21 protein-coding genes are annotated in these 19,593 nt (G+C 43.0%); 10 read left to right on the plus strand and 11 right to left on the minus strand.

What is annotated here, in order from left to right; all coding sequences use genetic code 11:
- Positions 1 to 75 precede the first annotated feature (75 nt).
- Entirely contained in the window at positions 76 to 534 is a 459-nt protein-coding gene (locus ACHUFQ_RS11720; RefSeq protein WP_394175767.1) for an Lrp/AsnC family transcriptional regulator, read from the plus strand.
- A gap of 35 nt (positions 535 to 569) precedes the next feature.
- Here ACHUFQ_RS11720 and ACHUFQ_RS11725 read toward each other — a convergent pair whose 3' ends face one another.
- The gene (locus ACHUFQ_RS11725) at positions 570 to 1,067 is read right to left on the minus strand and encodes a DUF6491 family protein (RefSeq protein ID WP_394175769.1); all 498 of its coding nucleotides are present in this window, start codon (positions 1,065 to 1,067) and stop codon (positions 570 to 572) included.
- A gap of 220 nt (positions 1,068 to 1,287) precedes the next feature.
- Between ACHUFQ_RS11725 and ACHUFQ_RS11730 the strand changes: the two genes are divergently transcribed.
- Positions 1,288 to 2,682, plus strand: a complete 1,395-nt coding sequence (locus ACHUFQ_RS11730) for a DUF1800 domain-containing protein (protein ID WP_394175771.1) — start codon at positions 1,288 to 1,290, stop codon at positions 2,680 to 2,682.
- Positions 2,683 to 2,684: 2 nt separating this feature from the next.
- The gene (locus ACHUFQ_RS11735) at positions 2,685 to 3,842 is read left to right on the plus strand and encodes a DUF1501 domain-containing protein (protein WP_394175772.1); all 1,158 of its coding nucleotides are present in this window, start codon (positions 2,685 to 2,687) and stop codon (positions 3,840 to 3,842) included.
- Here the strand turns inward: ACHUFQ_RS11735 and ACHUFQ_RS11740 are convergent.
- From ACHUFQ_RS11740 to ACHUFQ_RS11755, 4 genes are all read right to left on the minus strand, one after another.
- Positions 3,839 to 4,420: a GNAT family N-acetyltransferase gene (locus tag ACHUFQ_RS11740; RefSeq protein WP_394175774.1), complete on the minus strand. Its 582-nt coding sequence runs from the start codon at positions 4,418 to 4,420 to the stop codon at positions 3,839 to 3,841. The genes ACHUFQ_RS11735 and ACHUFQ_RS11740 overlap by 4 nt on opposite strands.
- Before the next feature lie 17 nt (positions 4,421 to 4,437).
- Entirely contained in the window at positions 4,438 to 5,049 is a 612-nt protein-coding gene (locus ACHUFQ_RS11745; protein ID WP_394175776.1) for a lytic transglycosylase domain-containing protein, read from the minus strand.
- A gap of 52 nt (positions 5,050 to 5,101) precedes the next feature.
- Positions 5,102 to 5,272, minus strand: coding sequence for a DUF2496 domain-containing protein (locus ACHUFQ_RS11750; RefSeq protein ID WP_394175778.1), 171 nt, complete (start codon positions 5,270 to 5,272; stop codon positions 5,102 to 5,104).
- Positions 5,273 to 5,466: 194 nt separating this feature from the next.
- A complete protein-coding gene (locus ACHUFQ_RS11755) occupies positions 5,467 to 6,285 on the minus strand; it encodes a polyphosphate kinase 2 family protein (RefSeq protein ID WP_394175779.1) in 819 nt (272 codons plus the stop codon).
- A gap of 126 nt (positions 6,286 to 6,411) precedes the next feature.
- Here ACHUFQ_RS11755 and ACHUFQ_RS11760 point away from each other — a divergent pair, with 126 nt between their 5' ends.
- The 3 genes from ACHUFQ_RS11760 (at position 6,412) to ACHUFQ_RS11770 (ending at position 8,342) form a co-directional block, all read left to right on the plus strand.
- Positions 6,412 to 7,191 carry a potassium channel family protein gene (locus tag ACHUFQ_RS11760; RefSeq protein ID WP_394175781.1) on the plus strand — a complete coding sequence of 260 codons (780 nt, stop codon included), beginning with the start codon at positions 6,412 to 6,414 and terminating at the stop codon, positions 7,189 to 7,191.
- A gap of 10 nt (positions 7,192 to 7,201) precedes the next feature.
- Positions 7,202 to 7,462 carry a DUF5062 family protein gene (locus ACHUFQ_RS11765; RefSeq protein ID WP_394175783.1) on the plus strand — a complete coding sequence of 87 codons (261 nt, stop codon included), beginning with the start codon at positions 7,202 to 7,204 and terminating at the stop codon, positions 7,460 to 7,462.
- 328 nt (positions 7,463 to 7,790) lie between these two features.
- The gene (locus ACHUFQ_RS11770; protein ID WP_394175785.1) at positions 7,791 to 8,342 is read left to right on the plus strand and encodes an outer membrane beta-barrel protein; all 552 of its coding nucleotides are present in this window, start codon (positions 7,791 to 7,793) and stop codon (positions 8,340 to 8,342) included.
- A 103-nt stretch (positions 8,343 to 8,445) separates the two neighbouring features.
- On the opposite strand, the gene ACHUFQ_RS11775 is transcribed toward ACHUFQ_RS11770, so the two are convergent.
- The 4 genes from ACHUFQ_RS11775 to ACHUFQ_RS11790 form a co-directional block, all read right to left on the minus strand.
- Positions 8,446 to 8,859 (minus strand): hypothetical protein, encoded by a 414-nt coding sequence (locus ACHUFQ_RS11775; RefSeq protein WP_394175787.1) that lies wholly within the window; start codon positions 8,857 to 8,859, stop codon positions 8,446 to 8,448.
- A 314-nt stretch (positions 8,860 to 9,173) separates the two neighbouring features.
- Positions 9,174 to 9,827, minus strand: coding sequence for an outer membrane beta-barrel protein (locus ACHUFQ_RS11780; protein WP_394175789.1), 654 nt, complete (start codon positions 9,825 to 9,827; stop codon positions 9,174 to 9,176).
- Between the two features lie 219 nt (positions 9,828 to 10,046).
- A complete protein-coding gene (locus ACHUFQ_RS11785) occupies positions 10,047 to 10,658 on the minus strand; it encodes a redoxin domain-containing protein (RefSeq protein WP_394175791.1) in 612 nt (203 codons plus the stop codon).
- The gene (locus tag ACHUFQ_RS11790; RefSeq protein WP_394175793.1) at positions 10,651 to 12,630 is read right to left on the minus strand and encodes a protein-disulfide reductase DsbD family protein; all 1,980 of its coding nucleotides are present in this window, start codon (positions 12,628 to 12,630) and stop codon (positions 10,651 to 10,653) included. The genes ACHUFQ_RS11785 and ACHUFQ_RS11790 overlap by 8 nt, the downstream gene beginning before the upstream one ends.
- A gap of 343 nt (positions 12,631 to 12,973) precedes the next feature.
- Between ACHUFQ_RS11790 and ACHUFQ_RS11795 the strand changes: the two genes are divergently transcribed.
- The 4 genes from ACHUFQ_RS11795 to ACHUFQ_RS11810 all read left to right on the plus strand — a co-directional run bounded on the left by ACHUFQ_RS11795 (position 12,974) and on the right by ACHUFQ_RS11810 (position 16,040).
- Positions 12,974 to 13,366, plus strand: a complete 393-nt coding sequence (locus tag ACHUFQ_RS11795; RefSeq protein WP_394175795.1) for an MAPEG family protein — start codon at positions 12,974 to 12,976, stop codon at positions 13,364 to 13,366.
- Positions 13,367 to 13,633: 267 nt separating this feature from the next.
- Positions 13,634 to 14,134, plus strand: a complete 501-nt coding sequence (locus ACHUFQ_RS11800; RefSeq protein ID WP_394175796.1) for a DUF3016 domain-containing protein — start codon at positions 13,634 to 13,636, stop codon at positions 14,132 to 14,134.
- Positions 14,135 to 14,683: 549 nt separating this feature from the next.
- The gene (locus tag ACHUFQ_RS11805; protein ID WP_394175798.1) at positions 14,684 to 15,358 is read left to right on the plus strand and encodes a hypothetical protein; all 675 of its coding nucleotides are present in this window, start codon (positions 14,684 to 14,686) and stop codon (positions 15,356 to 15,358) included.
- A 4-nt stretch (positions 15,359 to 15,362) separates the two neighbouring features.
- A complete protein-coding gene (locus tag ACHUFQ_RS11810) occupies positions 15,363 to 16,040 on the plus strand; it encodes a hypothetical protein (RefSeq protein ID WP_394175799.1) in 678 nt (225 codons plus the stop codon).
- A gap of 68 nt (positions 16,041 to 16,108) precedes the next feature.
- Here the strand turns inward: ACHUFQ_RS11810 and ACHUFQ_RS11815 are convergent, their stop codons facing one another.
- Together ACHUFQ_RS11815 and ACHUFQ_RS11820 are read right to left on the minus strand one after the other, a co-directional pair.
- Positions 16,109 to 18,127 carry a pectate lyase family protein gene (locus ACHUFQ_RS11815; RefSeq protein ID WP_394175800.1) on the minus strand — a complete coding sequence of 673 codons (2,019 nt, stop codon included), beginning with the start codon at positions 18,125 to 18,127 and terminating at the stop codon, positions 16,109 to 16,111.
- An 866-nt stretch (positions 18,128 to 18,993) separates the two neighbouring features.
- Positions 18,994 to 19,458, minus strand: coding sequence for a DUF2971 domain-containing protein (locus tag ACHUFQ_RS11820; protein WP_394175802.1), 465 nt, complete (start codon positions 19,456 to 19,458; stop codon positions 18,994 to 18,996).
- Positions 19,459 to 19,593: the final 135 nt, after the last annotated feature.

Consider the following 19,593-nt stretch of genomic DNA (forward strand, 5'->3'; position numbering starts at 1 on the left):
TAGTTGTATAGTCTAATATTGCTGGCATAAATAGTGGAAATCGCTAATATGCCTCCGTTGATTGAAGGGCAGCCTATGGATAATAAAGATTTACAGATACTCGAAGCCTTGCAAAGTCATGGTCGGATAGCAATTTCTGAACTGGCTGAGCAGGTAAACCTGTCGGATACTCCCTGTTTGCGCCGGGTGAAAAAGCTGGAAGCCAGTGGCATGATTAAAGGCTATCGGGCAAGCATCGATGCCAATGCGTTGGGGTATTCTGTGCTGATTTACGCGCAGGTGAGACTGACGGAAAACTCATTTGATAAGGCTGAAGAGTTTGAGCAGGCAATGCGGTCATTACCGCAGATCCTGGAATGCTCAGTAGTTACGGGGAGTTATGATTATTTACTAAAAATCATTGCTAAAGATCTCGGCCACTATGAACATTTTCTTAAAACATCACTTGGCAAAGTTGCCGCCATCGATAGCATCGAATCCACTGTCGTACTCAAACAAACCTTTTCCCGAGAGACGATACCGATTTTTGACTAACCCCTTGATTCTTTAGTTTATCGGTGTTCAGGAAGCTATTGCTGAATATCTTCCGAGGTTTTCTCAGATACTTCTTCGTTATCCTCAGTTTCTGTTTCACCATCTTGGACATCGGAATTATCTTTACTCTTTTCCGGGTGCCACTCATAGATTCGAGTGATAATACAGCTGTCTACCATTCCTCCGGTAACATCCGTCACGACTTTGTCGCCTCTTGATAAGCAACTTGACCCCATGCGCTGTACCGTTGCAATGCGGGTAAATGCCCACTGAGGATCGCAAGTTCCTGACAAGGTTAATTTATAGGCTTTGTTGGATCGCGGATAAATCAATAACGCCTTGCGTTCGCTATCTAAGGTACTCCAGCTATCTAAAGATGAGGCATAGCAGACTTGTGAAACTTCTTTTCCCTGGCGCGGGTCAACTTCTTTGGCAGCCGAGGATTGTTCGCCATTGCCGCTGCAACCCCCAATGACGAGTAATACCGTGAGCAAAGAATATTTGAGAGTCGATAATTTCACTAACATTGTCATCGCTATACCTTTTTCATACCTGTGCTTATTGTCGCTAAGGGTGTTATTTCAGGGCTTCTTTGACCGCTCTTGGCACTGCTGGTTAAGGTGCGCCTATTTGAACACCCTAGTGCGCCTTAAGTTATGAGTTAAGTATAGTCTGCCCGTATCAGGGGGATTTGGCAAAGCGAATATTGACGACTAAGTTAATAGTAAGGATTGATAACTCTCATAAACACAGATGAAATCAGTGGATAATGCAAATATTAGTCATGCGGCGACGGTGGCGGTGAATCGCTTCGGAATTGGTGCAAAACCTGGGGAGCTGGTGACTGCTTCAACCGACCCGCAAGGGTGGGTGATGAAGAGTCTTGCGCCGATAAGCTTTGAAAGCAGCCGCTCTCCTACGTCTTCGCAAATTTTAATTAAGCTGGCAGACATTCGTCAGTTACGGAAAAAACGTCAGGCTCTATTAGATTCAGGTAAGCTCGCAGATAATGACGAAATTCCCGATGAGCTTATGGATCCCGCCGGAAATTATTTTCAAGCTACCTATCGACAGATAGCGACGGATACCTTTAACCAGGCTCTGGCGTCGGATTCTGGAGTGAGTTGGCGGTTGCTAGACTTTTTTTCTAATCATTTTAGTGTATCGGCGAGTTCCCAAGGGATGACAGCGCTTGCTGCAACATTGGAAAGGGAGGCCATTGCGCCACACTTGTTGGGCTCTTTTACCGATATGTTAATTGCCGTATGCCAGCACCCGGCAATGCTGATTTATCTGAACAATGAAAAATCGTTTGGACCGAATTCCATTTTTGTTCAACACGGACGTCTTGGACTCAATGAAAATCTGGCCAGAGAAATATTAGAGCTGCACACCTTAGGCGTCGATGGCGGCTACACTCAGCAAGATGTTGTAGAGCTTGCCAAAGGCATAACCGGTTGGAGTGTGAAAAAACCTGTAGATGCTAAGTCAACAGGGTTCAAATACCGCAGTTATGGTCATGAGCCGGGAGCGCGAGTATTACTTGGCAAACAATATTCACAAAAAGGCATGCATCAGGGCCTAGCCATGCTTACCGATCTGGCCGCACATCCGCATACGGCAAAATTTTTAACGCACAAACTGGCCGTACACTTTGTCAGTGACAAGCCATCGAAAGCGTTACTTGAATCTCTGGAAAAACGCTGGCTAAACACAAATGGCAATATCCGTGAAGTGATGGAAACGCTGGTCAATCACCCCGATGCCTGGCAGCAACAAACACGAAAATATAAAAGCCCGCGTGATTTTGTGTATTCATCGTTGCGGGGGCTGAACGTAACATCGATAAAACAGGGGCAGTATTTCTCTACGATGCGCTCGTTAGGTCAAGCTCCGTTTAAAGCGGGATCGCCGGCAGGGTTTGGCGATGTGCAGCAAACCTGGGATGGCGCCAGTGCACTTATGGCACGCATTGAATGGTCCGCAGAGCTTGCGACACGCGCGAAACAATCCGATCCGCAAACGCTAATGAGCACAACATTAGGCAGTGCCGTTAGCCATGATACCTACGCGCATGTGAGCCGGGCTGAAAGTCGCGATGTTGCGATGACGCTTTTGCTAATGAGCCCTGAATTTCAAAGGAGATAATGATGCGCCGCAGACAATTTATCAAAGCATTAACCGCATCATTGGCAACCATACATACGCCATTGCTTGCGGCCAATAAAATATCCCTTAATCCAAATGGCAGTGACAAACCCGCGAAGTTGGTTTGGGTGATTATGCGCGGTGCTCTGGATTCCCTGCATACCGTTGTTCCAACATTTGAATCACAGCTTGCCAGCCTTCGGCCGAACCTATACCCAGCTATTAAAGATGAGTTATTGGCCATTGATAACGGCTTTGGATTGCATCCAGCGATGACTCATATGCATACGTTGTATCAGCAAAACCAGTTATTGGTGATCAATGCGGTATCCTCTGGCTTTGCCGAACGTTCGCACTTTGACGGTCAGGATTTTCTTGAAAGTGGACTTGCCGATATTGATGCTGACACCGGATGGCTGGGGCGCGCTGCGGCTTCCAGAGTCAATAAAGCCATTGCCGTATCTAATTCCATCCCCATCAGTTTACGGGGTTATGAAAAAGTAACTACCTGGTATCCATCTCGCTTTCAAAGTGCCGATGCGACAGTTTTTGAGGCGCTGGAAGACTTGTATCGTAGCGATGAATTGCTGAGTAAACGTCTTGCTCAAGGGGTTGAACTCAGACAACTTACCAATGAAGGAAGTTCCGGTTATAACCGAGGCCGGTTTGTCGATCTTGCCCAATCTTGCGGACGTATTCTGGCAAATGACAAAGGTACAGATTGTGCGATGCTCGAAGTCGGTGGCTGGGATACCCATAATTACGAAATACGCCGTCAGCACAAGCATTTGGTGGAATTAAATGATGGCTTAAAAGCATTGCAGCAAAGCCTTGGCGACTACTGGGAAAATACCGTGGTAGTGATGGCCACTGAGTTTGGCCGTACCGTGCAGGAAAACGGTACATTGGGCACGGATCATGGCACCGCAAGTTGCATGTTTATGGCCGGAGGCGCGGTAGCTGGTGGTCAGGTTTTAGGTAAGTGGCCGGGATTGTCGAAAGAGCAATTGTTTGAAGGTCGGGATCTGGCGCCAACCTCCAATACATTTTCCTGGATAGCATCCATGCTGTCTCAGCATTGGCAGTTAGGCGATCAACAAATTGCCGAGGTGTTTCCTCAGGCAAGCCCATATAAAGGCAATTTAATCGCCAAACGCTAGCTGGATTGCGATTGCCATTCGGTCTTTAAAAGGCCGTAAATGAATTCGTCATGCCAACGCCCGTTTAGGGTTGAATGCTGGCGCAGGCAGGCCTCCTTTTGCATCCCAAGCTTTTCCATTAATCCGAAAGATGGATGATTTTCTGTGACGCAATAGGCGAGGATCTTATTTGCCTGCGCCTCCAAAAATAACCAATCGACCAGCTTTTTGGCGGCTTCCAAAGCATAACCTTTGCCATGGTAATCGGGATGTAAGCGATAGCCTATTTCCACCCGCCCATATTCAAGCGAGTCGACTCGCAGACAAACGATGCCGATAAACGTTTGTTCATCTCGCAAGCAAACGGCCAATCCTAACCAGGTTTTCTCATCACATTGCCAGGGTTCCATGAATTCGCGAACCTTCTTCTCAAGTGTCGCATCGTCTTCAATATCAGCGATATAACGCATGATTCTGGGATCTTTGTTGTGCGTCAGTTCTACAGCTAGATCGTCAGCTTGAAAATTTCGAATGTGCAGGCATTCTGTTTGCCAGTTACATTGATTAAGCCTGTCTTGAAGTTCTATTGCAGACAACATAGTGATTTTAACCCTTTTTATGCTCTTGCTTTACGGTATCTTTGGTGCAGAATTTGCACCCGTTCAACGTAGTTTTTTGTTTCGGTAAAAGGTGGTATGCCACCGTATTTCCTGACATTTCCTTCACCAGCATTGTAGGCGGCGGTGGCAAGTTTGATATCGCCTCGGTATTTTTTTAATAAACGTGCCAAATGTTGAACCCCGCCCTCGATGTTTTCCCGGGCAATAAAGGCATTTTTAACCCCCAGAGACTCGGCTGTTGCTGGCATTAGTTGCATCAGTCCTTGCGCGCCCTGTTTGGATATTGCCTTATGATCAAAATGAGATTCGGCGTGGATCACGGCGCGAATAAGCGCCGAGTCGACCAGATACTTAGCACTGGCGGAAATAATTTCCTGACGATAATCGTCGGTATTTAAGCGGGTACGATACCAGTTTACCTGTGAATTGGTGCTACAGGCGTAGCACTGGGAGCGGTATAAAGTATAAGGCACTGATTTTGGTTCTTTATCTGAAAAAGAAACCACGCCATCTTCGGATGTGTATTTGTAGATATTCCCGTTGTTGGCAAAACCAACGGTGGATATAAACAGTGTTAGAAATGTCAGACCTTGACGCCAGCTCGCCATAATCCCTTCACATTATTATTATTTGATAGTGTTAACATAACCAAAATTCAGCCTATTGGCTATTCTGATCATCGCCTTGTTGTAAACGCAATTGGTTTTGGCAATCTTGTGCAACCAGTTTTATTGCTTTTAATGCGGTTTCTGGAGGTATTGCGTTTTCCTCTAACAACTGGATTAAATCTACCGCAAGCTGTACGTGTTTAGGTGCATTTTCTAAAGACATTCTAGCAATCTTTATGTGAATTTATGTTAGTGTCAATGACTAGGCGAAGAACTGCAATAGCTGGTTGTAAATATTATTATTTATATGACTTTTGATAGCGTTTTTTCAGGTCCGTCTTTTGGCCTACGGCATCTGAGCACGACGAAAACTGCTGGCGCTAACGTCGGAACAGTCTTCGGGCAAAATACCATTAGCTATTCCATGCCAAGTTGATTTTTTGCCCATTGCACCATGTCCGGTTCAATCGGAGGCGGGGTTGTATCTACGCCTCTTTCCAATAGTAAAACCAGCCCTTTGAGTGCCGAAACTCGCGCATACCATTTATGATTACCATTGACCAAATGCCAGGGAGCATGGTTGGTGGATGTTTGCTGGAACATATCGTTGGTGGCTTGTTCGTAGGCGGCCCATTTTTCTCGGTTACGGATGTCTTCTTCAGTGAGCTTCCAACGTTTGACGGGATTATCGAGGCGCTCTCGAAAGCGCTGCAGTTGTTCGTCTTTACTGATGTGAATAAATGCTTTAATGATGCGTACCCCGTCGTCCGTTAACATACGTTCAAATTCGTTGATCTCCTGATATGCCCGTTGCCATTCAGCAATGCTGGCGAAACCTTCAACGCGTTCTACCAGTACCCGGCCGAAATATGAACGATCAAAGATGGCGATGCGTCCTGGTGGAGGCAGGGCTTTTTGGAAACGATACAGATAATGTCTGCCTTGTTCTTCTTTGCTGGGGGCGGCGATAGGGTAGACTCGAAAACCTCTAGGATCGAGGCGCTCGGTGATCCGACGAATTAATCCTCCCTTACCACTGGCATCCCAACCCTCCAGAACAATAATGACCCTGCGGCCTTGATGAAAATAAGCCTGCTGAACGGCAAGCAGCCTTTTCTGCCAATGGCTTAGCTGTTTTTGGTAGGATTTTTTGTCTTCGATAATACCCTTGCTGAAATCAACATCACTGAGTTGGGGCACCGGGTCGCTAATAATTATTTCTGAAGGAGTATTCATTGCAACGCACTCTTAAATAATGACTCTTTCAGTGTTAGAGACAACTGAGTAAAACTCAAGAAAATCAATGGCTCATTCTTATATTCGCAACTAATCTTTATTTTAGTGACTTATTAAACGAGTGATATGGTGTTACCTAGGATCCTAAGTGTCATTCCTACCTGGATAAAAATCTTGTCTTCGGGGATCTTGCTGGCCGCGGTTTTCTTATTGTGCCTGGAAATTATGGTGGTCTATGGCCAAGAAGAAGAACGCTTGCCTAGCTGGGTAAGCTATCTGGTTTCACTTTTATTTTATGGCGTGATTCTGGTGTGGATTGCCCGGTTGATTTATATCTTCATTTACCTGTTTCAACAAAATGTGAAAAATCGGGTGTTGGGGGATTTGGCGGCGACTTATTTATCCACGGTTATCGTTTTTGCGTCAGGTTACTATCTGATTAGTTCATTGGCAGACTATCGTCACGCAATGAATGAATACCACCATTATCAGACATTGCCTGAACATTTCCAGCATATTGAATACCCGAACAATCATCGAGGTTTCAAGGGCATGAATTATTCCATGTTTGCTGGCGTTGCCGCATTGGTTACGGATATCGAGGTTAAGTATGGTCAGCCGATAACGGCGCAGCATAAATGGCAGGCGGTGAATCAACTTGAGAACGTGTTTTTACCGCAGTATTTGCGAGAAAATCGTCATTTGTATTTTCTTGAATGCTTTTATTTTAGTGTGGTGACGGTGACCACACTAGGTTATGGTGACATTACCCCAAATTTTTGGTTTGTGAAAATAGCGGCATCGATACAAAGCTTACTGGGGGTTGCTATCGTCGCTGTCGGCTTTGGTTTGATTGTAAATCGTATCCGGCAAAGAAATCAGCTTGAATGTCGGGAGCGACAATAAGGAATGTATTTTGAAGAAAGTAAAAAACGAGAAAGAGTTATTGAAGAAAGCGTTAATGGTCGGTCAAAGCTATGCTAATAATCGCGGCTACCGGAGTTTTGGGCCAACCGATTCGTTTGACCAAAAAGTCGAATGTATCTATTTGTTGTTGGTGAACGATAAGTTATTGATCCCGTTACCGGAAGAACAGCAAAACGGTGTTCATATGAAAAAGCGGTTAGTGAAATGGATCAGTAGTCAGCTTCCAGCCGATCATCCTTTGTTGAATTGACAATATGCTCTAATACCAATCACATTAAGTTATTGCTCACCCGTAGGGAGTTTATCTTAAGGCCCATTTACGGCCCTATATTTCATTAATATAGAATGGCTATATCAATGAAATCTATGTTGTAAGTGAACCTATGCCCTAACTCTGAATTGTGCACAAACTTAATGTGATTGGTAAAAAGGTAACGGCAGGCAAAGATAACAACCAAATTACGAAATGCGTGTTCGGTCCTTTTACTACCTTGGCTCGCCTTATACTCTTTACTTAGAATAATAATTAGCATTTAATATGGTTCCTTTTGGTTTATGTTTTATAAGGAATTTTCAGGATGAATCAATGTAAAACAGGGATTTTTGCCCTAAGTCTTTCTACGCTTTTCTTAACTCAAACCGTCAATGCTGAAGCGTTGCTAAATCCAAAGCCTTTCTCTGTCGGTATCGGTAGTTATGCCTTGGTGGTCAGCGCCGATGATTCGGACTATGACGACGACGATTTTTCCGGTTTTCAAGTTAATGCAAGTTACGCATTTAGCGACAATTTTGCTGGAAAACTTACCTATTATTCATTAGAGCATGATGACTGGTCAGATCTAGAAAATAGTGGTTTTGACTTGGTAGGTTATTTTGGTACCGGCTTATTAAACGACGGATTTAAAGCCTACGTTGGTGGCGGTGTTTATCGGGAAACGTGGGAAATTGGTGGTTTTGACTTTGACGAAACTTTTTCAGGTTTTCAGTTAAATGGTGGTATTGGGTATCATTGGCCTGCGGTGACTTTAGATCTGACGCTAGGGTTGCGCTCAACCGGCGATTATGAAGATTTTGCCGGTATTGATGCAACGGCGGTGACCTCGTCGTTATCTATCGGTTATCGTTTTTAATCTTACCTGCCAATTTAAATCTTTGAATCAGTGAAGCTTTGAATCAGCAAAATCATAAGGGCACTTAACGTGCCCTTGTTTGAATGTGCGGTTCATAACGAGCTTAGAAACTGTAGCGAACACCTATCGCACTGCTCAAACCAAATTTGAAATCATCGTCATCATGGTTATTATTATCATGCATTTCCAGTTGCGGTGCTAATTGGCCAAAGACATGCCAGCCTTGGGCAATATGTAATTTAATGCCTAAAGGCACGCGCATTCCATAATCGTTTTCACCCACGTATGCACCGGCAGCAAGATACCAACTCAATGGTGCATTTTGCTTAAAAATTCCTTGTTGGAATTTATAATCGAGACTGATGCCATTATTCCCGGCAAATAATTGAACATTATCAATTTGCGCAGACAGGCCCAAACCTTTGTCGATAGCTAAGCCTAACTGGACGTTAGCGTAAGAAGAAATTGGTAACAGCAATGAAACTGCCATTGCCAGGCGTAAACAAAATTTTTTCATAGAAAACCACAGATTGTTATTGTCAAAGATGTCTATCAACCCATGCTTGGTAACGAAACCTTAAAGCGGGGAGATAAGAGCGGGCGGGGGCCTGTTTTTGTGCTCGCTAAGCTGCAGTTATGAGCTTTGCCTCAGCATAGTAAATAAGTCCTCTATGGCAGGCAAGTAATTAGCCAATTATCTGGATTGATTGCTTAAATTATCAGCATTAACGATAGGTGACAGCTCTAAAAACAGCGCAAAGAGAATTGCAACGATCGAAAAGATAATCGCAACGATCGAAATTGAGGTGACAAAATTCGGTTTAGCCGCCATTAAAATCGGTATAAAACGCCTACATTGACACCATAAATATTTTCGATCTCTGTTTGATACAGTTCATGTTCGATAAAAATGGTAAGCCTTTCTTTCGTACCTTCGATGCCGATGGCAAAGTGCCCATCGGTACCACTATCTGAATATGATTCCACTCGATTAGTATCTTCTATGCTAGGGTCGTAGTGGTTTATCACTAACTTTTTGTCAATATCGGTATGCCAATTGAAAAAGCTCGCTTTTGAGTAGAGCGCAAAATGTCGTGATAATGGCAAAGATGCTTTCAGGCCTAACCGAAATCCATAATTGTCCTGAACAGAACTGCGATAAAGATCGACATTTCTATCGCCAGTGCCGGCAAATTCTTGCTCGATTATTTCTTCCAGTTTACTCAGATCGGTAAAACCAGCTTCAATGGCAAAATACTTATTGATGGGATACCCGGCAAACAATTGGTAATAGAATCCAGATTTGTCGACACTTCGAGACTCGAGATCATTGTTGGGATAATCGTAACTGCTAGAACCCAGGCCAGTGCCGATATAAAAGGGAACGGGGGATTTTGGCAACGCTGCCCGACAGACAGCAGGCATCACAACGCAAACAGCGAAAACCGCTGCTAACCATATCCTTATGATTTTATTATTAATCATCAACGCTATACCGAATATTATTGTTATCTCTTTTAAACTTAGCACGAGAAAATGAGAAGACAAATTTGTGCTGGTATTGATTTTTAAATCGGCGTGTTTATCAATAGCATCAAAGTAGAGGTGTTAAAGGCGGGTTCTGAAAAGCAAGGCTAACTCGCCCTGTGTCAGAAAACAGGGTAATAGCGTTTGTCTATCACCCTGTGGTTTATATCGACAATACTAGCTTTTGTATTTTACTGAGCAACCGTAAGGTGCGGTCAGTTTATTCTCAACATCTTTACCCGCCATTAGCGACGTTAAGCTGACATCTACATAGTTGGTCGCTTTCTCAATATCTGCCGGGTTTGCCGATTTAATGCTATCGATGGCGCCAGCATATTTCAAATCACCTTCTGGATTAATGATATACATATGCGGTGTGGTTTTAGCACCATACAGTTTGCCAACGTCACCTTCTGGGTCAAATAATACATGGGAAGGTTCGGAATTACGCTCTTCATTTAAGGCTACGGCTTTTTCTGCATCGACATGACCCTGCTTACCTTCAGCGGAAGAGATAACCTGTAACCAGACAACGTCCTGCTCGGTATATTTGCTTTGCAGCTGCGGAATATTGCCACTGTCATAGTGTTTTTGCACGTAAGGACACAGATGATTGGTCCATTCTAAAACCACATACTTGCCTTGGTAATCACTTAATTTAACGGTATTGCCTGTCTCATTAACCAGCTCAAAGTCTGGCGCGGCTTGATCTACTTTTACCCCGGCGTGCACCGAAAGGGAAAAGGCGAATGCCATAAATGCTGTCAAAAAAACACTGTTCTTAACCATGATTAATTTCCTTCTTTGCTTGATTAATGGCCTCGATAACCATGTCGGCCGTAAGTATTTGCGGCAATACTTTTTCATAGGTGCTGCCGCCATAAATCACATATAAAGGTACACCTGAACGTTTATATTTCTGTAAAAATGCTAATATTTCTGCGTTTTTATTGGTCCAGTCGCCAACCATGTAGTTAACCGACTGTGATTGTAAAATGGTCTGCACGTCCTTATCCGAAAATGCCACCTGTTCGTTTACTTTACAGGTAATGCACCAGTCGGCGGTCATATTAACCAGCACCACTTGGTTTTCCTGCTTTAACTCGGCAAGTTTGGTTGGACTGTAGGATTTTTCAAAAGTGACAAGATTACTATCGCCAGCCGATGTCGGTGGCGTAACGGATGCGCTGAAATATACCGCGGAAAATACGAACGCAATAGCACTACATTGGAATAACCCTTGCCATATACCTTTGCTGATGGATGCCAGCCACAGAATCAAGGCAAACAGCAGTAGCGCCATCATCAATACGAACTGGGTACTTGCATTGCTTTGCCCCAGAAATACCCAGACCAACCACACGACCGTCGCAAGCATGGGAAAGGTCAGGAATATTTTGAAGTGATTCATCCATGGACCAGGTTTTGGTAGCCATTGGCGAAAGGTTTTCGACAGCATAAGCAATGTCATAGGTAGGGCAAAACCCAGAGCTAACGCGTTGAAAATAACAAGCGCTGTCAGGTTGTCACTGAGCAAGGCCACTCCTAGAGCCGCAGCCATAAACGGGGCGGTACAGGGAGATGCAACAACGGCGGCGAGCACGCCGGTAAAAAACTGACTGGCGAAACTATCGCCTTTTATTAGTGATTGGCCGATACCTGCATATTTCGCACCAGTAGGGCCAATGTCCAACAATGTCAGGGTGATGTACACAAACAAAAAGCTCAACGCGACGATAACGGCGGGCTCTTGCATATGAAACCCCCAACCAACGGCATTGCCGGATTCTTTCAGACCAATAATAATCGCCGCAAAGACATTAAAGCTAACGAGTACACCGGTCAGGTAACCAAGTTTCTTGGTGAGTGTCATTTGCGTGTCAGATAAAGATAGTGCCTTGAAAGACAATACTGGCAACACACAGGGCATGATATTGAGGATCAAGCCTCCGACAAACGCCATGGCAATCAGCAACCAAAGGTTGATATCCTCTCCCTTGCCCGGACCGATAGCATTGGCATCTGCGGTAAGGTAATAGGCGCGATAACCGTCGCTCACTAAAAAGCGCAACGATTGGTTGTTTGCAACAAAATAATCCGATAATGGGATAACGCTGGTAACCTGACCATTATCGCTCACTTGTTGTTGTGGCTGGTTGTGCTGAACGATATCAGACCGCAATGGAAATAAGGTCCAGCTCGATGAAACAGGCGGTTCAAACACGACCGATATATGTTGCTCAGTAACCTCAAATTTGCCATGGAGTAATTGTGTGGCAGGCAGGCTGTTACGTTGTTCCTCGAATAAGGGCTTTGAATCGGAAGATTGACTAGGTGTCGACACCGGTAAGGTTAATGTAAGGTCAGCCCAGCCGGGAATACAGTCTTCTTTACATACTAACCAGGATAATGACGCTTCTATGGTAATGTTATCCTGATTTAGATTGTCAGGAACCTGCACTGGCACCATTAACAGGTTCGCGCCTTCATAGCCGTAGTTAACCAGATGGGCGACAGGAATCGCTTTTGGTATCGGCCATTGAATGTCTCCAAATTGCAGCTTAGCATCACTGCTCCAGGTAACACTCGGCGCCTCACCGGAATCTCCGGGGTTTTGCCAATAGGTGTGCCATTCAGCTTCCGGCTCTAACAGGATCCCTATCCACTGTTCACTGCCAGGTTGCCAGGCCTGATTTTCACTGTGCAGGGAAACTTCGATGTGCGGTCCGGTTGCGGACGTATTAGCGGTTGCGAAGTTCATCCCTAACAATAGAATCGAGTTAATAACTACGTTTATTAACAGCTTAAAATCTGTTTTTATTAATGTCCTGATAAGGCGATGCATTTGTTTAGGCTTCTGTAATGAGTATTGTCTAAAAACACTAAAAATTCGTGTGAGACTTTTTATACGTGTTTTGTTAATAATTTGTTTAATTGTTTTAAGTGTTAAGCATGATGGAGTCAAGAAATTAACCACTAGGAATGATTATTTGCGACGGATGGTAAAAATTACAAGAATAACCATTTCAATCGAATAATTTTGGTTACGGGTTATTTCGCGGTATCTTGTGTTGCAACTTCAGAATAAAAACATGGAACTATCAATGACTATCGAACTTTGGTGTCTGTTTATCGCAGGCTTGCTACACACCCTTTCAAAATTACCGTTGGTAAAAGCTCAGGCACAATTGAAAGGTGGATATGATAACAATAACCCTCGGGAGCAACAGGCAACCTTATCTGGTTGGGGAAAGCGCGCCCATGCAGCACACAATAATCAAATCGAAAGCTTCCCACTATTTGCCGCCGGTGTTTTAGTGGCAATGATTGCCGATGTAACATCAAGCGCAGTCGGTTATCTGGCTATCGCTTATGTTATTTGTCGAATTTTATATATTGTGTTTTACGTGAAAGATATCGCTAGATGGCGTTCTGTGGTTTGGATTGTTGGCTACTTTGCGTCTTTGGCACTACTTTGCAGTCCGGCTTGGGGCTAATAAGACATTGGAACTGTCTTAGATAGGGGGGGCAGGCAACTTGCTTTAGTGAACTCGGATATTCCTTGTCTTTGTATTTGAGGTGAATTTATCAAGCCAATTAGTAATTTTCTAAGGCATAGCGCAAACTTAGAAGACGACTCAATAATTGCTAATTGGCTAATTGGCTAATTGGGTTTGCGCGGGATTGTTGCTGGATTTAAGCCAAAGCAAAGTTAAACCCCAGTTAAGCCAAAGCTGAACCTAAGATACCGACCGGAGAATATAATGAAAAAGCTAATCGTTTTGATATTCATCATGCTGCAGGCATCGTGCTCTAGTACCCAAGAAAAGCCAGAAACCGTTGTGGCGCAAGACAGAATGGTAACCGTTACATTATTTCACCCTGACGAGTTTACCGATATTGAAGCCGGGAATATGGGCGTCCAGTCCCGGTTTGAGCAGAATGTCGCTGATAAGTTGGCTGAAGCATTAGCCGATGAGTTTGAAGATAAAAATGTCACTATAGATATAAAATTCACCGACATCGATTTAGCTGGTGATACTCGCTTTAATACTCAGGAAATTCGGGTTATCAAAGACTTATACATCCCACGCATGGCATTTGAATATAGCATCAAAGATGCTTCTGGCAATGTGCTTAAAGAGGGCCGCGATGACATCAAAGGTATGGGCTTTTTAGACAGAAGACTAGTTGGTAGAGCGGCTGACGAGCTCATCGGTTATGATAAGCGCATGCTTGTGGAGTATTTTAAGAAAATTTTGTAGAGACGTTAAAAGCTCATTGTTCTTCTATTTACCGAATGGGCTCAATTTCATAATAAAGTTCCATGAGTTCCTAGCGTCCCTGTTTGCAATAATTTTCCAATGTTTCGGGGGAGTGTCATTTTCTCAGAGGGCTGAAGGCGACCTAATACAGTGGCCGTAAGGTTTTGATATTAAATCATTCTTAATAGTTATGATAAAAATCAATTGGTTTCATTTAAAAGATGTCCTGTTGTCAGAACAAATGTAAGGTACTATGACAAATGTATAGGTCAAGTAAACGCTCATGATAAAACTGTCATAATTTCTTACTGTAGAACTCAGGGACTCTTATTAACTAACTAATTTGAATGCGATTTTTTTGTTGGCTTAAACATTGCAACAAGCCTTCGAACGCATTAGAAACATTCTCGAAGTTTGAGTCTTTGTACCGTTCATAAATTACGATTATTTTATATTAATTAAAATCCGTACATGCATCTGAAAGCAGACTTCAGGTTGTTGGAATTGGGAGGTTCGGCATACGGCTTCAGCCAAACACAGGTTACCTCCATGAAAATATTAGCTTCACTTACTTGTCTTGTCGTTCTATTCATTTCAACGTTCCATGCCAATGCTATTCAGATAAACGGTTTTGTTGATTATTACGAAGGTGATAATTGGGAAGTAGATGCCTACATAGACGAGCATTTAGATACCTATGAAGGACATATCGGTCTTTCATATATCCCAACGGTGGAAATATCTTCAGAACGTATGGGCTTGGAAGGGGGCCATTCTATTGTTGGTTCATTAGTGGGCGCTGGAGATTCGTTTATTATCGTGGAAATTGCTATTCCAGCGAGTGGCACGATTACATTCGACTGGAGTTATTACGTTGGCGGTTGGGATTTAGAATTTCGATTAGAACCATTCGGGTATCTGTTAAACGGCACGTTTTACCATTTGGCTGCTGATCCTGATATAGGCTACGACTCTGAGCAATATTTTGACTTATTGGAAGAACAACAAGGCTCGGCAAGTATTTCTGTTCAGGCAGGTGATGAATTCGGATTTACTCTTTTTTCTGAGGATAATTTCCTTTCATACCCTATTGTAAGTATCTTTAACTTTTCTGCTCCCGCACCAGAATCTGTGCCTGAATCGAATACATTAATACTCGCTCTAGTATCCGCTTTGCTTTTGCTAACGCGGAAATCAGGGCTATCGAAATACATGAAGGTATAAGCGAATGGCTAAGCAATTGTGGGTTTTTCGCCTTATGCGACTTATAACCGTGAGCCTATGCCTGATTTGTTCTACCGTTGCTCGAGCAGAACTAATAACCATCATCGATTTTAGCGAATCTGGCGATAAGCAAGAAAGGCCTCTAGGGCCTGAAGTTCTTTTTACAGACCTAATGGGAATTTCTGATTTTAATGTGACCATTAGCTCTAAACGCAACTACGATTTGTGGATTAAATCTGGTGTAGGATTGGGGAATTGCCTCGAACAGTTTTGTACAGGTTCAGCTGATACAAGCCTTCAGCGGGGATTGGTGATTTCATTTTCCTATCGAGGGATGCCATTGGAATTCGAAAGATTAACTTTATTTTTCGATAATCCTATCAATGATATTGGTAATGCATCTTTAGATCTTGAAACTGTTGAAGGAAATGGTTTTGCATTAAAGCTAAGATCGATTTGGACCACTAACCCTTATGTTCATTGGAATTACAATATTGACCCGTTTCAATTTACGTTTGTGGATGATGAATACTCCGATATTTATTTAAGGGCTATTTACGCCGAAAGTATTAAGTTTCCTACGTCTATTTTAGAAACGCCTTCGTTTGTGCTCTTCTTCTTACCTGTGATCGCGATAATACTTCGAAAGAGTAAGAGGTATGCCAGCGAAGAGGTCCTTTAAATTTAAAACGGATTTATTGAGCTTCACTTATAGAAAGAGCCGAATAATTCGGCTCTAATTGCGTTGCTTTATTCAAAGCATTCTTCTGCATCTCCCATTATTTGAACGGCTCGTTGTTCTAAAAATATTTCAATTGCTGAACGACCGCCTCTAAGGATGGTGTGAATGTCATTAGGGTTATTGGGAGCTAGCCCATTTTCTTGTTCAAAAGCGTTTAACATACCATCGTTATCACTGTCTTCGGTATTGATATCACGAGATGTTGACCCCCAAAAGAGATCTGGATCTTTATTACCGTTGTACTTGCCGGTTCTATCCATGACATCGTTTATTGCTTTGGTATCTATGGCATCTCTTGGAAACGCCCCCGCACACTTCAACACTCTTTGATAGGCTGTGGTTGAGCTATCGGTTGTGATTGGCTGATAACCCGCTTTTTTGCTGAAATCTATAGGCTGTTCGTTATCAAACATATCGGCAGTTACTACACCTTTTAAATAAAAATTGTAATTCGTCAATTCCAGAAAAGGGTTGCTAAACGTTCCTGTGTAAGGTTTATTCGGATCATCAACATAATTATCAAAGGAATAATAACTTAACTGCGGGTTTGAATTTTCAGGGTCTAACCAAATCGGCAATAAGGTTTCACTTGGGCCATCGATGTAATAGTTACCAATGATATTGAATTCACCATCTGCAGGGTTGTGGTGTACGGTTGCTTCCTTACTATTGTAAATAACGTTATTACGGATATCTGCTGGCCCGTAAGCAATGGCTGGCGCTCGTCTTCTGTTGTGCGCAAATAAGTTATGGTGTACGGCAATTAGACCGCCGTCAGGACCATTAAGTAAGCCATTTCCTTTTTGATGGGTTGGTGTCTCTCGAGGGAAACTGATAACCGACCACTGCACCGTGATGTTTTTTGCACCAGTATAGAAATCAATATTCTCATCACTAGCGTGCGATACACTCACGTGATCAAGGATAATATGATTATTCGATGAAAATTGAATGGCATCATGATCTTGTTGAGACTTTCTCCCTAATGGCGGGCGTACTCTAATGTGTTGGACGATAATGTTGCCAAAGCTATTATCCGGGTCACGAATATAGCGAGTGTACATGTGACCATGGAGCGTAACACCTTCAGTGCCTGGTGCCGTTTGGCCTGCAATCGTTAAATCACCATGGTTAATGGTGATGTCGCCATCGATAACGCCGGAAACATCGAATACGACAATGCGCGCTCCAGGTTGGTCAATTGCATCTTGCAAACTTCCCGGGCCGCTGGCATTTAAATTGGTAACTTTTATTACCTGACCGCCTGCGCCGCCGGTTGTATTGCCGACAAACCCTTGAAACGGCAGGCTGGCAACTTGTTTTTCTTTATCGCCAGTTGTCGAGCGAAAATCAGCGCTGACATCGCCAATGAATAGGGTGGCTGCAACGGTAGAATTAAAAACAGCGGAGTTTTGGATTCGTACTTTTACTTTATCACCATTATTTACCGTGCCCTTTGTTGATACAAATGCGCCGCCATTAACCTTATATTCACCGCCAACAATCCTGATTGGTGCCGCTGTATTGATACCTGTAACCGTGATGCTATTTGACGTTGTTTGTGAAGAAGGGGTTTGTTCAGTAGCGCTGTTAAAGCGAAAAGGCTCAGGGACGGAATCTTGCAACTTGTCTTCAGTTGTTACCTCAAAACTTGCTTGTACGCCTCCAATATCAATCGTCGCCGATGTTTTTTCGCTGTAGTTGCTTGGGCTTAATACACGTAAGGCTAATGTATCGCCATTCTCAATGAATCCTTTATCCTTGGTAAATGCTGCTTGGTTAATCGAATACTCGCCATTTTCAACATTCACTTCGGCTTTAGATGTTATGCCTGATATCGTAATGTTCTCGGACGAAATGAGGGTATTTCGAGGCTGGTCGTTTCGAGCAGTGAATGAAAATGAGTCCGGTTTTTGAACGATTGAGCTGCTGTCTTCATCTTTACTAACTTCATCATCTTTTGAGCAAGCACAGAGAAATGAAACTAAGAACAATATTATTATTGGTTGCTTAAAATTAATACGCATAAACCACCTTTAAAGGGAATTATCAAAATTATTTTATCGATTTAAAAATGAGAAAAAGGCCGGTTCTCGTCATACTGCAGTAACAATAAATAGTTCTATATAGCTTTGCTTAATGCGCCTAAAAGCGTCTAGGTACGCTTAGGGGGAGTATCAGAGCAAACAAAAACAACGGATATACTGGCAACGGGGGAGTTGAGCATTTTTCGAAAAAAGTATCTCTTAGTTCGGCGGGCCAATCTGTAACAATTTGCAAAGCTTTGTACCGTTGTGATCGATAGGTTGCCCATTTTTCAGTAAATTCAGGCGTCTATGTGTTTTGTTGAGAGAGTTGTTTTTTAGTTTCGAAATTGATTTAGAGAATGTTGGCCGTCCTGATTTGCGCAGGAGAATTGGCTCGGGGTTTTGAGAGCGAGTCGGTTATTGCTTCTCATTTTATTACTGATGGTTTAGCAAAACAGCTGTAGGAATAAATGGTGGCCCGTCCCTGACTTGAATTGTGGGATTTGGCTCGGGTTATCGAGTGCGAGTCGGTTGTTGCTTTCTTATTGTTATTGTGTGATTTGAAAAATGGTGGCCGTCCCTGACTTGAACTTGTTGTTGTAGGTCTTATTTTATAAGGGGTTTGCTTTTTTATTTGGGGTTGGTGTTACTATGGGTGTTACTAAACGGGAGAGTCATTTGTGATTCGATGTGTAACTCTATTACTAAAATCGACAACGCTAGTTAACTTTTGTAAGAATAAGAGTCGTAAGTAGAGTCTACGATTGCTAATAGGTGGGTGTACTCTATTCCTTTAGGAACTACATTCGTTGGTCTATTGCTGTTAGGTCACGTTGTTCCGCAACCATAGTCGATTGGTTCAAATCTCACCAAGTTAAGTCTAATGTATTCTTATTGATTTCCATTTGATAAATGGGGAAGTAACCGGGTAGGAAGTTCAGAATCTCCAACACAACCTTTTTAGTGGCTAAGTCGCAGTTAACCCCGAAATAGAGCTCTTTAATTTGGTCCTCTTTGATTACCCAATATCCAGGATTTTTTAGCCAAATTCGGTATTCAGATTCATTTGCCCAGTGTTTGGACTTAACGGACAAGTCATTAAGGAATATGTGCTGAAACTCTTCTTCACCATTTATGAACCTAAAGAATTCTTCGACATTCCAATCAGGCAATTGGTTCAGGTATTCAACTTTTTGTAAACTATCTTGAACTTCGCTTTCATTAAATTCAATACCTAATACAATTCCCTTGTGGCTATTAGCATAATGCGACCACATTACGACGTCATCACATTTCGTGCTGAGAGAGCAAAAGGCAAATTTCTTAGCCATTTCTCTTCTGGCTTCCAAAAACATCTTATTTATATCATCATTTCTCAAGCCAGCTAGGTGTAGTGGCATAGTAATTTTGGCCACCTAATTAGAGGATGTTATGATCCGTTCATAGCAGTATTAGGTGAATTAAAT

This window comes from Thalassotalea litorea (assembly GCF_043642205.1).
Lineage (GTDB): Bacteria > Pseudomonadota > Gammaproteobacteria > Enterobacterales > Alteromonadaceae > Thalassotalea_A > Thalassotalea_A litorea.

What these genes read in the sequence shown, in the direction of transcription:
- ACHUFQ_RS11800 (WP_394175796.1), top strand. Translation starts at nt 13,634, where the DNA reads ATGAAAAAGCTAATCGTTTTGATATTCATCATGCTGCAGGCATCGTGC.
- ACHUFQ_RS11755 (WP_394175779.1), bottom strand. Translation starts at nt 6,285, where the DNA reads ATGAATACTCCTTCAGAAATAATTATTAGCGACCCGGTGCCCCAACTC.
- ACHUFQ_RS11745 (WP_394175776.1), bottom strand. Translation starts at nt 5,049, where the DNA reads ATGGCGAGCTGGCGTCAAGGTCTGACATTTCTAACACTGTTTATATCC.
- ACHUFQ_RS11810 (WP_394175799.1), top strand. Translation starts at nt 15,363, where the DNA reads ATGGCTAAGCAATTGTGGGTTTTTCGCCTTATGCGACTTATAACCGTG.
- ACHUFQ_RS11735 (WP_394175772.1), top strand. Translation starts at nt 2,685, where the DNA reads ATGCGCCGCAGACAATTTATCAAAGCATTAACCGCATCATTGGCAACC.
- ACHUFQ_RS11820 (WP_394175802.1), bottom strand. Translation starts at nt 19,458, where the DNA reads ATGGCTAAGAAATTTGCCTTTTGCTCTCTCAGCACGAAATGTGATGAC.
- ACHUFQ_RS11760 (WP_394175781.1), top strand. Translation starts at nt 6,412, where the DNA reads ATGGTGTTACCTAGGATCCTAAGTGTCATTCCTACCTGGATAAAAATC.
- ACHUFQ_RS11795 (WP_394175795.1), top strand. Translation starts at nt 12,974, where the DNA reads ATGACTATCGAACTTTGGTGTCTGTTTATCGCAGGCTTGCTACACACC.
- ACHUFQ_RS11740 (WP_394175774.1), bottom strand. Translation starts at nt 4,420, where the DNA reads ATGTTGTCTGCAATAGAACTTCAAGACAGGCTTAATCAATGTAACTGG.
- ACHUFQ_RS11785 (WP_394175791.1), bottom strand. Translation starts at nt 10,658, where the DNA reads ATGGTTAAGAACAGTGTTTTTTTGACAGCATTTATGGCATTCGCCTTT.
- ACHUFQ_RS11775 (WP_394175787.1), bottom strand. Translation starts at nt 8,859, where the DNA reads ATGAAAAAATTTTGTTTACGCCTGGCAATGGCAGTTTCATTGCTGTTA.
- ACHUFQ_RS11805 (WP_394175798.1), top strand. Translation starts at nt 14,684, where the DNA reads ATGAAAATATTAGCTTCACTTACTTGTCTTGTCGTTCTATTCATTTCA.
- ACHUFQ_RS11815 (WP_394175800.1), bottom strand. Translation starts at nt 18,127, where the DNA reads ATGCGTATTAATTTTAAGCAACCAATAATAATATTGTTCTTAGTTTCA.
- ACHUFQ_RS11730 (WP_394175771.1), top strand. Translation starts at nt 1,288, where the DNA reads ATGAAATCAGTGGATAATGCAAATATTAGTCATGCGGCGACGGTGGCG.
- ACHUFQ_RS11770 (WP_394175785.1), top strand. Translation starts at nt 7,791, where the DNA reads ATGAATCAATGTAAAACAGGGATTTTTGCCCTAAGTCTTTCTACGCTT.
- ACHUFQ_RS11725 (WP_394175769.1), bottom strand. Translation starts at nt 1,067, where the DNA reads ATGACAATGTTAGTGAAATTATCGACTCTCAAATATTCTTTGCTCACG.
- ACHUFQ_RS11750 (WP_394175778.1), bottom strand. Translation starts at nt 5,272, where the DNA reads ATGTCTTTAGAAAATGCACCTAAACACGTACAGCTTGCGGTAGATTTA.
- ACHUFQ_RS11780 (WP_394175789.1), bottom strand. Translation starts at nt 9,827, where the DNA reads ATGATTAATAATAAAATCATAAGGATATGGTTAGCAGCGGTTTTCGCT.
- ACHUFQ_RS11720 (WP_394175767.1), top strand. Translation starts at nt 76, where the DNA reads ATGGATAATAAAGATTTACAGATACTCGAAGCCTTGCAAAGTCATGGT.
- ACHUFQ_RS11790 (WP_394175793.1), bottom strand. Translation starts at nt 12,630, where the DNA reads ATGAACTTCGCAACCGCTAATACGTCCGCAACCGGACCGCACATCGAA.